Genomic DNA, 14,258 nt, shown 5'->3' with positions numbered 1-14,258 from the left:
AAGCTGCGGCAGGCCCGGTAATGATCTGGAGACGAAATGACTGAGGAGCGCGTCGAGCATCTGCTCGCCGAGGTACAGGATGAGTTCGGCGTGATACGCGTGCTGGAAGTGGCCGATTACCGTTTTCTCGAATTCGGTGACGCCATCGAACAGAGTTGCGTGTTTACTGCCGATCCCAGCTGGCTCGAATACGACTACACCCGCGCGATGTTGATCGGCGCGTTGTGCCACGATCAGCCGGAGAGTGCGTTGTTTCTGGGGCTCGGTGCAGGGACGTTGACCCAGGCCTGCCTGAAGTTTCTGCCGCTGGAAGACGTCGAGGCTATCGAGCTGCGTCCCGATGTACCGCGCCTCGCCATCGAGTTCCTTGGGCTGGATGATGACCCGCGGCTGTATATCCGTGTGGGCGATGCGCTGGAACTGCTCGACACCGCCGAGCCTGCCGACCTGATTTTCGTCGACCTCTATACCGATGTCGGTCCGGGTGTCGGGCATCTGGCCTGGAGCTTTTTGGAAAACTGTCAGAAGCGCCTGAATCCAGGCGGCTGGCTGGTGATCAACCAATGGGCCACCGATGATGGAAAACCCTTGGGCGCGGCGCTGCTACGCGGTTTGTACCACCGCCATTACTGGGAGTTGCCGGTGAAGGAGGGCAACGTGATTTTGATCGTGCCTTCGGAGCTGGATCAGGAACTGGACATGGATGGGCTGATCGCGCGGGCTGAAGGACTGGCGCCGCTGCTGGGGTATTCGTTGCAGCCGTTGATCAAGGCGATTCGCCCGGCTACTTGAGGTTGTTGAGGCTCCTGTAGGGGAGCTGTGGTGCTGCCTTCAGCAGCCTTTGAAAACGCCCGGCCGCTTCTCGACCATCGACCGCACCCCTTCCTTGGCATCTTCACTCGCCATCAACTTCTTCACCAGCGGCGGCAACGCCTGCGCCGCTGCAGTTTCCCCTTCATACCGTGCCTGGCGAGCCGACATCAATGTCGCCTGAACCCCAAGCGGCGCCTGCCGGGCAATCCGTTCGGCCAGCTCAATCGCCCGTGGCAACAAATCCTCGCTGGCCATGACTTCCTGCACCAACCCCAGGTGCAACGCCTCGTGGGCATCGAATTCATCGCCGGTCAGCAACCAGCGCATGGCATTGCCCCAGCCCGCGACCTGATGCAGGCGCAGCGTGGCCCCGCCAAACGGGAATATCCCCCTTTGCACTTCTTTCTGGGCAAAACGGGTGTTGCTGGCGCACAGGTTGATGTCAGCGGCCAGCATCAGCTCGATGCCGATGGTCAGGCAGTAACCTTGTGCAGCGACAATCACCGGTTTACTCACCCTTGGCCCGGCAAATACACCCCAGGGATCGCAGCCACCCGGAGGCGCCTGCCAACCTTCAGCCAGGGACGCGCTGGCACTGACCAGGTCGAGCCCGGCGGTAAAATGCTCCCCGTGGCCGAACACCACGGCCACCCGCGCGTCGCTGTCCGCTTCGAGCTCGCCATAGGCCAGGCTGAGTTCGTTGAGCAGTTGCAGATCGAAGGCGTTGCGCTTGGCCACCCGGTCCAGACCGATTAACAGGACATGACCGCGCCGTTCGCGGCTGACTCGACTGCAGCTGGACTGATCCATGGAACATTTCTTCGGGCGGGAAGAGGTGGGAAGGCGTCAGTGAGACCGCAAGTTTTTGTCGTCAGGGTGAACCGTTTTAGCGCCATCCCCAGCAGGGCTGGGCCTTTGAAAAATAGACCGTTGCGCGATTATGCGCAAAGCTTGTGACATAACGGTGTATCCGTCAGTTTTCCGACAAATAATGCTCCCTTTTTGGGCGAATTCCGGTATAGTGCGCGCCGGCCTTTAACCGGGCCGCGTTTAGGTAGCGCAATTCCCCGAAGTCAGCTTCGGCTGCACGTCCGCACACCGGACTCTCCCTTGACGAATCTTTTTCATTCATTCGTTTTCGCAAATCCCCGCCGACAAAGCAGCCAGGGCGACTCTTGAGTCTTACACGGCATGCGCAGCTTTGGAGCATGGGTCTTTGCGGATGCACTTAGAGGCAGACCCATGACCCAGGAAACCGGCGGCTTCGCCGCTTTTAATCTTAATCCGAATATTCTTGCAGCCGTCATTGCGACTGGCTACGAAGAGCCTTCGGCTATTCAGCAGCAATCGATCCCGATCATCATGGCCGGCCACGACATGATTGGCCAAGCGCAAACCGGTACGGGTAAAACCGCCGCTTTCGCCCTGCCGATCCTGCATTGCATCGATCCTGCCAAGCGCGAGCCGCAAGCCCTGATCCTGGCGCCAACCCGTGAGTTGGCGCTGCAAGTAGCAACCGCTTTCGAAACCTACGCCAAGCAAATGCCGGGCGTTACCGTTGTGGCCGTTTACGGCGGCGCGCCTATGGGCCCACAACTGAAAGCAATCCGTAACGGCGCACAGATCGTTGTCGCTACCCCGGGCCGCCTGTGCGACCACCTGCGTCGCGACGAGAAAGTCCTGTCGACCGTGAACCACCTGGTTCTCGACGAAGCTGACGAAATGCTCAAGCTGGGCTTCATGGACGACCTGGAAGTCATCTTCAAGGCTCTGCCAGCGACCCGTCAGACCGTACTGTTCTCGGCGACCCTGCCACAGTCGATCCGTGCCATTGCCGAACGTCACCTGCGTGACCCGCAGCACGTGAAGATCCAGACCAAGACCCAGACCGTTACCGCGATCGAACAGGCTCACCTGTTGGTTCACGCTGACCAGAAGACCTCGGCTGTATTGAGCCTGCTGGAAGTCGAAGACTTCGACGCCCTGATCATGTTCGTGCGCACCAAGCAAGCGACCCTGGACCTGGCCAGTGCCCTGGAAGCCAAAGGCTACAAAGCCGCTGCGCTGAACGGTGACATTGCCCAGAATCAGCGTGAGCGCGTGATCGACTCCCTCAAGGATGGCCGTCTGGACATCGTTGTGGCGACCGACGTTGCTGCTCGTGGCCTGGACGTTCCGCGCATCACTCACGTGTTCAACGTTGACATGCCGTACGATCCAGAGTCCTACGTTCACCGTATCGGCCGTACTGGCCGTGCCGGTCGCGAAGGTCGTGCGCTGTTGCTGGTGACTCCGCGTGAGCGCCGCATGCTGCAAGTGATCGAGCGTGTAACCGGTCAGAAAGTGGCTGAAGTCCGCCTGCCGGATGCTCAGGCCGTTCTCGATGCCCGCATCAAGAAACTGACCAACAGCCTGTCGCCGCTGGTTGCTGATGCTGAATCGACTCACGGTGATCTGCTGGATCGTCTGACTGCCGACATCGGTTGCAGCCCGCGTGCCCTGGCCGCGGCCCTGCTGCGCAAGGCTACAAACGGTCAAGCACTGACCCTGGCTGCGATCGAGAAAGAACGTCCACTGGTGCCGAACAATGCACCGCGTGGCGATCGTCCTGAGCGTACCGGTGATCGTCCGGACCGTGGTGATCGCGAGCGTCGTGCTCCGGTTCCATTGGCTGAAGGCCGTGCTCGTTGCCGTACCGCGCTGGGCGCGCGTGATGGTATCGCCGCCAAGAACCTGCTGGGCGCCATCCTGAACGAAGGCGGCCTGGCTCGTGAAGCGATCGGTCGCATCCAGGTGCGTGACAGCTTCAGCCTCGTTGAGCTGCCGGAAGATGGTCTGGAGCGTTTGCTGACCAAGCTGAAGGACACTCGCGTTGCCGGTAAGCAGTTGAAGCTGCGTCGCTACCGCGAAGATTGATCCGCTCTCGAGCTGATTGATCAAACATAAAAAATCCCCGACTGGTTCGGGGATTTTTTTATGCCTGCGTTGTGGCGAGGGGATTTATCCCCGTTCGGCTGCGCAGCAGTCGTAAAACCTGAACGCAATATCTATCTGATGCACCGCGCTGCCCGAATTCACGACTGCTACGCAGCCGAACGGGGATAAATCCCCTCGCCACATTGCAGCTGTTCCAAATGCCACAAAGCGGCTACAAGGTTAGTCCGTTACCGGTCCGCCACCCGCCGTGATCACTTGCACACTCATGCGCGGTGTCGCCAGATCGAGCCCTGCTTCATCCAGTTGCCGCTTGAGTAACAGGTTGAACGCACGGGAGACTTCCCACTGCTTGATCGGAGCGGTCTTGAATCGGGCGCGAAGTATTGCGTTGCCCGACTCGAAACTCTCGACGCCCTGAATCTCCAGTGGCGACCAGATGTTGCGCCGTTGCAGTGGGTCCGTCCGCATCTTCTGCCCCACATCGCGCATCAACTTGATCGCGTCATCGATGTTCATGGCGGAAGGGATGGCCACCCTGAAAATCGCGTAACCGAATTCCCGGGAGTAGTTCTTGATGCTTTTGATTTCGCTGAACGGAATGGTGTGGACGATGCCGTCGATGTCTCGCAGGCGCACGGTGCGAATCGTCAGGCCTTCAACCGTGCCGAGGTGGCCGCCAACGTCCACGTAGTCGTCGATGGCCAGGGAGTCCTCAATGATGATGAACAGCCCTGTAATCAGGTCGGCGACCAGCGACTGGGCACCGAAACCAATGGCCAGGCCGATCACGCCGGCACCGGCCAGCAGTGGCGTGACGTTCATGCCCATGTTCGCCAGCGCAACGATCAGCGCAACGATGAAAATCGCCACGAACAGCACGTTGCGGATCAGCGGCATCATCGTCTGCGCGCGGGCATTTGCCAGGCCTTTGCGCGAGCGGGTGAGGGCGTGGTGCACTGCGGTGTCACTGAGAATCCAGATCAGCCAGGCAAAAATAAGCGTTCCCGCCAGGCTGAACAGTTTGACGCTGACTTCATGACCTTCGCCTTCGGTGAAGGTAATCAGAGACATGCCCCAGACGCGCAGGCCAAGTTCTATGAACGCCAGCCACACCAGCAGGTGGGCGAGGGTGTAGAAAAAGTTTTTCAGTCGATCCGAATACAACGCATGCCGCTTCACGCCTCGCTGTGGTTTGAGCGAGTGGCGGCGCACCAGTCCATTGATAACCATGCACAGCACCAACAGCACCGTGCAGATAAGCGACTGACGCAACGCAGTGCTGGTGTCGCCAGCTGACACGAAAGTGGCAAACAACGAAATGCCCACCAGTACCAAGGCGGGTATGTACCAGAAGGTTCCGAGGATATCGATGGTGTCGCTGAGTGCGCGGCGGGTCAGGCGCCGTGAGAGTGGCTGGTTGCGGATCAAGTGCGCGATTGGACGGCGGAAGCGCAGGATAAACAGTCCGGTGGACAGTGCGGCCAGGACATTGGCGATCGTTGCGGCGGTGTGCGCCAGGTGGGTGCCGAGGCTTTCAACCAGCCGCGGATCACTCAAGGCTTCGCCGAATGCGGCGAAGCTGCCGATCAGCCACAACGGCCGAAAGGCCTGATGGCGCAGGATGTACAGGGCACGGTGACGGTGTGGGCCGTCGAGCAGGGAGAAGGCGATGACGCAGATCGCCGAAAAGCAGGTGCCCACCACCAGCGCATACGCCAACACCATGGCCAGGCTTTTGCCCAATGACGAGGGCAGGGCGTAGGTCATGTAGACCGTCATCACCAGTGCAATCAGCCACGGCCCGAGCTTGCGCAAGGCGAAACGCAGCATGTCCAGGGCGCTGGGATGTTGCGGCAACTCTTCGGTCAGGCCGAAGCGCATGCGCACCCGGTGACTGAGCCAGATCAGCACGGCGGCGAGCAAACTCCAGACCATCAGGATCATGGCAAAGGCAAAGATGATCGGCAGCCATTCATTGGCCGGCACGATCAAGGCTTTCAGTTCTTCCTTGGTCAGTTCGTACTCTTCGGACCAGCGCGTGAGTGGACTGTCGGCGCCGGAAAACTGCTTCTCGAGACTTGCCAGTGTCCCGCCGATCAATCCGAGTACGCCCTGTTCGGCGGCGGGCTGGGCCTTTTTGGTGGCATCGCGCAACTTCTTCAAGTCGGCGAGCAACTTGGCCCGCTGCTGATCGTTCTCCAGCGACTTGATGACTTCGTCAAGGGATTGCCCCAGCGGTTCCTGGGCTTCTGGCTGGGCTTTCGCCGAACCGTTGAGCAGGCTCGGCAGGCCGACGGCCTGGGCTGGCGCCATTGGCAAGAGCGTCATGAGGCAGACGAGGAGGAGATACGGCAGGGCGAAAAGACGAGCGAACACTAGGCGGTCAACCTTGGAATGAGCAGATCGACCGAGTGTACGAGCCCGCTAAAATCAATGCGAGCCGGGGAGCGGATTTATTCGTTAAGTTTGGCGAGGATCTTGAACACCACGGTGGCGAGGATCGTCAGCATGCCGATCCACATGGCGAACACGCCGGCATTCTTGTCACGGAAATTGAAGCCGATGGCGAGCAGGATCATCCCGGACAGGATCGGAATCAGCATGGCGTGGAAGGACTGCATGGAGATCATGGAGCGACTGCCTTGTCTTGGGGTAATTTAAGTCTAGGTGGCTTTTAACGAGCCGGTGTTGAGGTGTGTCAAAAATGAGGGGCCAGTTGTGGTGAGGGGATAAAACCCCTCGCCACAGTTTGCCTGGGGATTTGTTACGGCAGTTCCTGGCAGGCGTAAAACGCGCTCAACACTTTTACCAGGTGGGCCAGGTCATGGCTGCCGCACAGTTCACGGATCGAATGCATGGCGAATGTCGGCAGGCCGATGTCCACGGTGCGCACGCCCAGGTGACTGGCGGTAATCGGGCCGATGGTCGAGCCGCAACCCATGTCGCTGCGCACCACGAAGCTCTGCACCGGTACTTCTTCGGCCATGCACAGATGGCGGAAGAACCCGGCGGTTTCGCTGTTGGTGGCGTAGCGCTGGTTGCTGTTGACCTTGATGACCGGGCCGGCGTTGAGTTTCGGGCCGTGGTTGGCGTCATGCTTGTCGGCGTAGTTGGGATGCACGCCATGGGCGTTGTCGGCCGACACCAGCAGGGACTTCTGGATGGTCCGTACGAACTCGTCACCCTCGGGCAGCAGGCGGCGCAAGGTTTGCTCAAGCATCGGGCCATCGGCGCCGCACGCCGAGCAGGAGCCGACTTCTTCGTGGTCGTTGGCCACCAGAACGCAAGTTTCGTCGGTCTCGGCCGTCAGCAATGCTTGCAGGCCGGCGTAGCACGACAGCAGGTTGTCCAGGCGCGCGCCCGCGATGAAGTCGCCGTGCAGGCCAATAACCGCCGCGCTTTGGGTGTCGTAGAAGCTCAGCTCGTAGTCGAGCACCACGTCGGCGTTCAGACCATGTTCCAGTGCCAGTTGATTGGTGAGCACTGCGCGGAAGTCGACGCGCTCGTCGCCGGCAAATTGCGCGAGGATCGGTGGAAGTTCAGTCTGCGCATTGATCGCCCAGCCCATGTTGGCTTCACGATTGAGGTGAATCGCCAGGTTGGGAATGGTCGCGATGGGCGCCTTGAAATCGATCAGCTGGCTCTCGACCTTGCCGTCACGACGAAAGGTGACACGGCCAGCCAGGGACAGATCTCGGTCAAACCAGGGTGCCAGCAGCGCACCACCGTACACTTCGACACCCAGCTGCCAGAAACCCTGGCGTTGCAGTTCAGGTTGCGGCTTGACGCGCAGGCACGGGCTGTCGGTATGGGCGCCCACCAGGCGAATACCGCCATGTAGCGGTGAGTGACGGCCCATCTTGATGGCGACGATCGAGGAGTCGTTACGGGTGACGTAGTATCGGCCGTTGGCTTCGGTGGTCCAGGGCTCGCGCTCATCAAGGCGCTGAAAGCCCGCCGCTTCCAGGCGCTGTACAAGGCTGGCAGTGGCATGAAACGGGGTAGGGGAGGCCTTGAGGAAGTCGATCAGGCCTTGGTTCAACTCTTCGCGCATAAGTAGCTCCAGACAGCAATGGCGCCAGTTTAACGTATTGATCAAAGAATTGGCGGGGGAGTGCTGGTTAGGCGGTCCACGGTATCGGGTCCGCAGGAGATCCCTATAGGAGCGAGCTTGCTCGCGAAGGTCGTGAGCGATTACGCGGAAAACCAAATGCGCTGCGGCGTCCTTGGGTTTTTCGCGAGCAGGCTCGCTCCTACAGGGTTTTGCTTTTGCTTTAGAACGGTGCCGGACACCCGAAGCGCAGGCGTTCACCGGTTTGCGGATGGGTGAAGCTCAGCATGCTCGCGTGCAGACACAGTCGTGGCCAGGCAGCCAGCGCCTGTTCGTGGGCGTACAGCCCGTCACCCAGCAGTGGATGACCAATGGACAGCATGTGCACGCGCAGTTGATGGGAGCGGCCAGTGATTGGCGTCAGTTCGACCCGGCACCAGTCGCCGCATCGCTCCAGCACGCGCCAGAAGGTCAGGGCGTGCTTACCGAATTCATGGTCAACCACATGACGTGGTTTGGTCGGCGGATCGTAGCGCAACGGCAAATCGATGCTGCCGCTATCGAGTTCAGGCTGACCCCAGCACAGTGCGGTGTAGGCTTTTTCGGTTTCGCGGTCGTGAAATTGCCGGGACAGCTCGCGATGAGTATCCGGGTCACGCGCCAACAGAATGATGCCGGAGGTTTCCCAGTCCAGTCGGTGGACGATTCGCGCTTCCGGGTAGCCGTTTTCTTGCAGGCGGGTAATCAGGCAGTCCTTGTTGTCGTCAGCCCGGCCAGGGACGGAAAGCAGCAACGTAGGCTTGTTCACCACCAATACGGCGGCGTCCTGATAAATGATGTGGACGTTGGACAGCGGCATTAAAACAGCCTCGTAACAAATGCCAACGGCGGCTCAGGCTTTCGCAAATCCGTGGGAGCAAAGCTTGCTCGCGATGCAGGCAACCCGGTCCGAACCGGATGGATGCTATCGCGAGCAAGCTTTGCTCCCACAGGGGCGTAAGCCTGAGCCGCCGTGGCTCCTGTCTGATCGACTAGCGGTCAGGCAGGGTGATATTGAGTTCCAGAATCGAGCAGCTGCCCTGGTTTTCCAGAGCGACATGCACGTCATCGGACCCGATATTGACGTATTTGCGAATCACCTCGACCAGTTCCTTCTGCAAGGCTGGCAGGTAGTCCGGTGTACTGCGTTGGCCGCGTTCATGCGCCACGATGATCTGTAGACGCTCTTTCGCTACCGAGGCTGTGCTTGTCTTCTTGTTGGCACGAAAGAAGTCAAAAAGGTTCATTACCTACCTCCAAACAGGCGCTCGAAGAATCCCTTCTTCGTGACATCGAGAAAACGATGCTCTACGGTTTTGCCCAGCAGACGATCAACGGCATCGCTGTATGCCTGGCCGGCATCGCTCTGGTCGTCGAGAATCACCGGTACACCCGAGTTGGAAGCCTTGAGCACTGCCTGGGATTCGGGAATGACACCCAGCAGGGTGACGGACAGGATTTCCTTGACGTCTTCGACGCCGAGCATTTCACCGTCATTCACGCGTTGCGGGTTGTAGCGGGTCAGCAGCAAGTGCTCCTTGATCGGATCCTCGCCCTTTTCAGCGCGGCGGGATTTGCTGGCCAGCAGGCCGAGCATACGGTCCGAGTCACGTACCGAGGACACTTCCGGGTTGGTCACGATGATCGCTTCATCAGCGAAGTACATGGCCAGGTGGGCGCCTTTCTCGATGCCCGCCGGGGAGTCGCAGACCACGAATTCGAAGTCTTCTTTCAACGCCATCAGGACTTTTTCCACGCCTTCGACGGTCAGCGCGTCTTTGTCGCGGGTCTGGCTGGCGGCGAGGACGTAAAGGTTTTCCAGGCGCTTGTCTTTGATCAGGGCCTGTTGCAGGTTCGCTTCGCCGTTGACGACGTTGACGAAGTCATACACCACGCGACGTTCGCAACCCATGATCAGGTCGAGGTTACGCAGGCCCACGTCGAAGTCGACGATAACTGTTTTGTGACCGCGCAGTGCGAGGCCGGTACCGATAGCGGCACTGGTGGTGGTCTTACCCACACCACCCTTGCCGGATGTAACCACGAGAATCTTGGCCAAGGTGTTTCACCCCTAAGGAAAAAGGACATTTAGCCCCTGAAAAACATCTCTAGAAAACTACTGCAGTCGGACAGCCTTGGCTGGAATCCGGCCCTGAACGGCGATTACCTTCGGTAAACACTGCTTTTGGCCATTTTCCGACTTCGTTCAAGCCGTTTTCGCTACGTTTTAGAGATGCTTGGAAAATGCGGCAGTATCCGTTAAAGCCGAATGATGTTCAACACATCGCCCGACAGGCTGACCTGTACGCCCGAACCCCATAAAGGGTCGCGGCGCAGATCCTCCGAAACCTTGTAATGGCCCGCGATGGAGACCAGTTCAGCGCTCATTTGCTGACAGAAAATCCTGGCTTTCGTGTCGCCCTTGACCCCGGCCAGAACGCGACCACGCATCGGGCCGTATACATGGATGTTGCCATCGGCCAGAAGTTCCGCCCCCGGGCTCACCGAGGAGATCACCACCAGATCACAGCCCTGGGCATAAATCTGCTGACCGCCGCGTACCGGTGACGTGATGATTTTCGTCGGCTTGATCGTCGGCTCCGGTGGTTTTTCCGGTTTTTTCACCACGACGCCTTCATTCGGGTCCAGTGGACGTTCCCGGGCACCGGACGGCGGGAGCACCGGCAAATCCACGGCAATGGCGGCAGCGATGTCCTCAATGCGGCTGGCACGGATCGCCAGCGTGCGCAGGCCATGTTGGCGACACACGCGCATCAGGCCGGGCAAATCCACGGCGCCTTCGCTGGGTGGAAGTTTGTCCAGGGCCAGCACCAGCGGGGCGTTGCTGAAGAAGTTGGGCGCCTGGGCGACCTTGGCGGCCAGTTGTCGATCGAGGTTCTCGAGGTCGTTACGGGCCAGTTCCAGCACCGTAATGGCGAGCATGCTGCCCTTCAACTGGAACACGGGATCTTTGTCTAGCGGTTCGGTTTGGCTCATGGTCGGCATACAACGACTTGTCACTAAAAGTGCCGAGACTTATAACGAGAACGCCCGCGAGCCGCAAGCCGGGTCGAACGATGTAGAATGCGCGGCCATTGTCTTGACGGAAGCTTTAATGGATCGCCCGCGTTTTCGAACAGCCTTTCTTTCTCCGCGTTTCTGGCCGCTGTGGTGTGGCTTGGGGCTGTTGTGGCTGATTGTTCAGCTGCCTTATCGCGCGTTGCTGTTTATCGGTCGCTTGCTCGGTGCATTGATGTATCGGCTGGCCGGCGACAGACGGCGCATCGCCAAGCGCAATCTCGAACTGTGTTTTCCTGAAAAAACCGCCGCCGAGCGCAAACGCCTGCTCAAGGAAAACTTCGCGTCTACCGGCATTGCCTTCTTTGAAATGGCCATGAGCTGGTGGTGGTCGCGCGAGCGTCTGGCGAAACTGGCCCATGTCGAAGGCCTGGAGCATTTGCAAAAAGCCCAGCGCGAAGGCAAAGGCGTGATCCTGATGGCGGTGCATTTCACCACGCTGGAAATTGGCGCGGCATTGCTCGGCCAGCAGCACACCATCGATGGCATGTACCGCGAGCACAAAAATCCGCTGTTCGATTACATCCAGCGCCTTGGCCGCGAGCGGCACAACCTCGACTCGCTGGCCGTGGAGCGTGACGACGTGCGTGGCATGCTCAAACTGCTGCGTGCCGGCCGGGCGATCTGGTATGCGCCGGATCAGGACTACGGCGCCAAGCAAAGTATCTTCGTGCCGTTGTTCGGTATCCGGGCGGCCACGGTCACTGCCACCAGCAAGTTTGCGCGCCTGGGCAAGGCGCTGGTGGTGCCATTCACCCAGGAGCGTCTGGCAGACGGCAGCGGGTACCGACTGGTGATTCATGCCCCGCTCGAAGGTTTCCCGGGCGAAAGCGAAGAGGCCGATTGCATTCGCATCAATCAATGGGTCGAAGGCGTCTTGCGCGAATGCCCCGAGCAATACCTCTGGGCCCATCGCCGCTTCAAGAGCCGTCCACCCGGCGAGCCCAAGCTCTACGCCAAACGCGGTTAAAACCCACAAGCACCAGGGAGTGTTGCGATGAGTCCTGCTGAACCGGTTACAGGTTTGATTCTATCCGGCGGCGGGGCTCGGGCGGCCTATCAGGTGGGGGTGCTGGCGGCGATTGCCGAGTTGCTGCCCGAGGGTGCGGACAATCCGTTCCCGGTGATCGTCGGCACCTCGGCCGGAGCAATCAATGCGGTGAGCCTCGCCAGCGGGGCGATGGACTTCCGTGGCGCTATCGAGCGTCTGACGACCTTCTGGCAGGGCTTTCGCAGCCATCTGGTGCTGCGCAGCGATTGGCCGGGGGTGATCCATCAGGCCAGCCGCTTTGTCGGTCACAGCTTGCTGGGCATCGGTGCGCAGGTACCGGTGGCCTTGCTCAACAGTTCGCCGCTGCGCGGATTGCTCAACGACAAACTGCAAATGAACGGCATCGCTGAGGCCATCGCGCAAAAACAATTGCAGGCCGTGGCGGTGACTGCCTTCGGCTACGAATCCGGCCAGGCCGTCACGTTCTATCAGGGCGGCGGCACCATTGACGCCTGGTTGCGCCATCGGCGTATCGGCGTGCCGACTCAATTGTCGGTTGAACACTTGCTCGCCAGCTCCGCCATTCCGCTGCTGTTTGCACCGGTAAAAATCGGCGAGGAGTATTTCGGCGACGGCGCTGTCCGCCAATCCGCACCGATCAGCCCGGCCCTGCACCTGGGCGCGAGCCGTGTGCTGGTGGTGGGCGTGAGTGGCAATCCGCGAGGGGTCGACCCGGAGCAGCCGCTGCAACGCGCCTACACAGGCCAGCAGCCGACCCTGGCGCAGATCGGTGGGCACATGCTCAACAGTACGTTCATCGACAGCCTGGAAAGCGACATCGAGCTGCTGCAGCGTCTGAACCAGTTCAGCCACCTGATGCCCGATGGCACGCCGACCCGTGCGTTGGGCGTGGCTCCGGTGGAAGTGCTGGTGATTTCACCGAGTCAGCCAATTGATGAAATTGCGGCGCGGCATCGCCAGGAATTGCCGGCGGCGCTGCGGCTGTTCCTGCGCGGGCCGGGAGCCACGAAAACCAGCGGGGCAGGGGTGCTGAGCTATCTGCTGTTCGAGGCGGGGTATTGCAGCGAATTGATTGATCTGGGGCGGCGGGATGCGTTGGCCAAGCGGGGGGAGCTTTGCCGGTTTTTGGGGTTGGCGGATTCTGTTATCCCGGCCTGAGATTGGCGGTGCGGCCATCGCTGGCAAGCCAGGTTCTCACAGAGATTGTGTCGTTCGCTGATGACGTGAACGACACACAACCCTGTGGGAGCCTGGCTTGCCAGCGATGCTTTTTACGGTCAGAAGTGGAACTTCACCAGGAAGCTCGTCACGTTCTGATTGGTCGTAAACGCACGGGTGTCGTCGATCCCGTACTTGTCCTTCCAGTAATCGTACTCCACACCCACATACAACTGCTTCTCGCCGAAATTCAGCGCCTTGCCCAGGTCGTATTTGACCTGTGGGTTGAAGTGCAGGTTGGCGTGGTAGTCGCCTTTGGAGTTCGAGTCGTTGTCCATCACCCAATCCATGTAACCATCGATCAGGATGTTCGAGTCGCCGACCGGAATGGTGTAGGACCACACAGGCGTGACCTGCCAGACGTTGTCACCCGCACGCGAACCTTCGGTGTGGCGCTGGTAGAAGTTCAGCTGGAAGTAGTCGAAACCAGGGATCGCCAGGTCGAAACCCGGACCGATCAGGTAGGACTCGGTATCACCCTCGCCGAACTCGTAGGTCATCGCCAGCAGCACGTCCTTGATCGGGCCGAACTCGATCTTCTGGTCCAGCACCTTGCCCAGGGAAATGCGCGGCTGGAATTCACCGTAGTAGGTGTTCGGACCGTTGTTGAAGTCCTTGCCACCGTTGTAGAAGATCTTGTCGACGAAGAAGAAGTTATCCCCATACTTCCACCCGTCGGCGTGTTCGAAGGTGACGGTTTGCTGAATGGCCGGATTGACCTTGAAGTCCTTGCCATACAGGTAGCTCAGGCTGTTGTTCTGCCATTGCAACAAGTCGCCGGCCATCGCTTGGCCCCCCGCCAGCAAGGTCGTGGCAAGCATCAGGCTAGTGCACGTACGTTTCATTCGGTTGCTCCCAAAAAGTTGGTGTTCCACGTTTTTTTTCTAAGATTGGCGCTCTGGTGTGGCGCCTTTTCCGTCGCTGCAAAAGTCATCCATTCGGTCAGCTTTAGTGCTGTTAGCAAGAGCTGAGCCAAGGCTTTCAAAAAGCACAAAAACTCCCGCTCGGCTGCTCGAAAGCGGTCGATTGAGAGGGGTTTTGGAATGCCTTGATGCTGACCGGGGCCGGGATAAGTTGGCTTTCTGGTCAGGATTTAAATCCGGACTTTTT

Annotated in this window: 13 protein-coding genes; 4 read left to right on the top strand and 9 right to left on the bottom strand. The window is 59.6% G+C overall.

Annotation, left to right across the window (positions count from 1 at the left end; genetic code table 11):
* Nucleotides 1–36: 36 nt before the first annotated feature.
* Complete coding sequence (locus AC3ZVB_RS18550) at nucleotides 37–792, top strand: spermidine synthase (protein ID WP_490147362.1); 756 nt, start codon at nucleotides 37–39, stop codon at nucleotides 790–792.
* A gap of 39 nt (nucleotides 793–831) precedes the next feature.
* On the opposite strand, the gene AC3ZVB_RS18545 is transcribed toward AC3ZVB_RS18550, so the two are convergent.
* Nucleotides 832–1,623: a crotonase/enoyl-CoA hydratase family protein gene (locus AC3ZVB_RS18545; protein ID WP_490147361.1), complete on the bottom strand. Its 792-nt coding sequence runs from the start codon at nucleotides 1,621–1,623 to the stop codon at nucleotides 832–834.
* Nucleotides 1,624–2,055: 432 nt separating this feature from the next.
* Here AC3ZVB_RS18545 and AC3ZVB_RS18540 point away from each other — a divergent pair, with 432 nt between their 5' ends.
* On the top strand, nucleotides 2,056–3,729 hold the full coding sequence (locus AC3ZVB_RS18540) for a DEAD/DEAH box helicase (RefSeq protein ID WP_162437505.1): 1,674 nt from the start codon (nucleotides 2,056–2,058) through the stop codon (nucleotides 3,727–3,729).
* 240 nt (nucleotides 3,730–3,969) lie between these two features.
* Here the strand turns inward: AC3ZVB_RS18540 and AC3ZVB_RS18535 are convergent, their stop codons facing one another.
* From AC3ZVB_RS18535 to minC, 7 genes are all read right to left on the bottom strand, one after another.
* On the bottom strand, nucleotides 3,970–6,126 hold the full coding sequence (locus AC3ZVB_RS18535; RefSeq protein WP_490147360.1) for a mechanosensitive ion channel family protein: 2,157 nt from the start codon (nucleotides 6,124–6,126) through the stop codon (nucleotides 3,970–3,972).
* A gap of 77 nt (nucleotides 6,127–6,203) precedes the next feature.
* Nucleotides 6,204–6,380, bottom strand: a complete 177-nt coding sequence (locus AC3ZVB_RS18530) for a hypothetical protein (protein WP_178114294.1) — start codon at nucleotides 6,378–6,380, stop codon at nucleotides 6,204–6,206.
* A 134-nt stretch (nucleotides 6,381–6,514) separates the two neighbouring features.
* Nucleotides 6,515–7,804 carry a M18 family aminopeptidase gene (locus AC3ZVB_RS18525; RefSeq protein ID WP_162437503.1) on the bottom strand — a complete coding sequence of 430 codons (1,290 nt, stop codon included), beginning with the start codon at nucleotides 7,802–7,804 and terminating at the stop codon, nucleotides 6,515–6,517.
* Nucleotides 7,805–8,024: 220 nt separating this feature from the next.
* Entirely contained in the window at nucleotides 8,025–8,660 is a 636-nt protein-coding gene (locus tag AC3ZVB_RS18520; protein ID WP_490147359.1) for an RluA family pseudouridine synthase, read from the bottom strand.
* A gap of 172 nt (nucleotides 8,661–8,832) precedes the next feature.
* On the bottom strand, nucleotides 8,833–9,087 hold the full coding sequence (minE, locus tag AC3ZVB_RS18515) for a cell division topological specificity factor MinE (protein WP_162437501.1): 255 nt from the start codon (nucleotides 9,085–9,087) through the stop codon (nucleotides 8,833–8,835).
* On the bottom strand, nucleotides 9,087–9,899 hold the full coding sequence (gene minD, locus AC3ZVB_RS18510; RefSeq protein ID WP_045060222.1) for a septum site-determining protein MinD: 813 nt from the start codon (nucleotides 9,897–9,899) through the stop codon (nucleotides 9,087–9,089). The genes minE and minD overlap by 1 nt, the downstream gene beginning before the upstream one ends.
* Before the next feature lie 200 nt (nucleotides 9,900–10,099).
* Nucleotides 10,100–10,837, bottom strand: coding sequence for a septum site-determining protein MinC (minC, locus tag AC3ZVB_RS18505; protein WP_162437499.1), 738 nt, complete (start codon nucleotides 10,835–10,837; stop codon nucleotides 10,100–10,102).
* A gap of 118 nt (nucleotides 10,838–10,955) precedes the next feature.
* Here minC and AC3ZVB_RS18500 point away from each other — a divergent pair, with 118 nt between their 5' ends.
* Together AC3ZVB_RS18500 and AC3ZVB_RS18495 are read left to right on the top strand one after the other, a co-directional pair.
* Nucleotides 10,956–11,888, top strand: coding sequence for a lipid A biosynthesis lauroyl acyltransferase (locus tag AC3ZVB_RS18500; RefSeq protein ID WP_490147358.1), 933 nt, complete (start codon nucleotides 10,956–10,958; stop codon nucleotides 11,886–11,888).
* Between the two features lie 27 nt (nucleotides 11,889–11,915).
* Nucleotides 11,916–13,088 (top strand): patatin-like phospholipase family protein, encoded by a 1,173-nt coding sequence (locus AC3ZVB_RS18495; RefSeq protein ID WP_162437497.1) that lies wholly within the window; start codon nucleotides 11,916–11,918, stop codon nucleotides 13,086–13,088.
* Between the two features lie 119 nt (nucleotides 13,089–13,207).
* On the opposite strand, the gene AC3ZVB_RS18490 is transcribed toward AC3ZVB_RS18495, so the two are convergent.
* Nucleotides 13,208–13,993 carry an outer membrane protein OmpK gene (locus AC3ZVB_RS18490; RefSeq protein ID WP_162437496.1) on the bottom strand — a complete coding sequence of 262 codons (786 nt, stop codon included), beginning with the start codon at nucleotides 13,991–13,993 and terminating at the stop codon, nucleotides 13,208–13,210.
* Between the last annotated feature and the right edge of the window lie 265 nt (nucleotides 13,994–14,258).

The organism is Pseudomonas sp. MDV22-iso1 (genome assembly GCF_058145095.1).
Note: the sequence above shows the minus strand (reverse complement) of the source record. Positions and strands in the feature narration are given on the sequence as shown.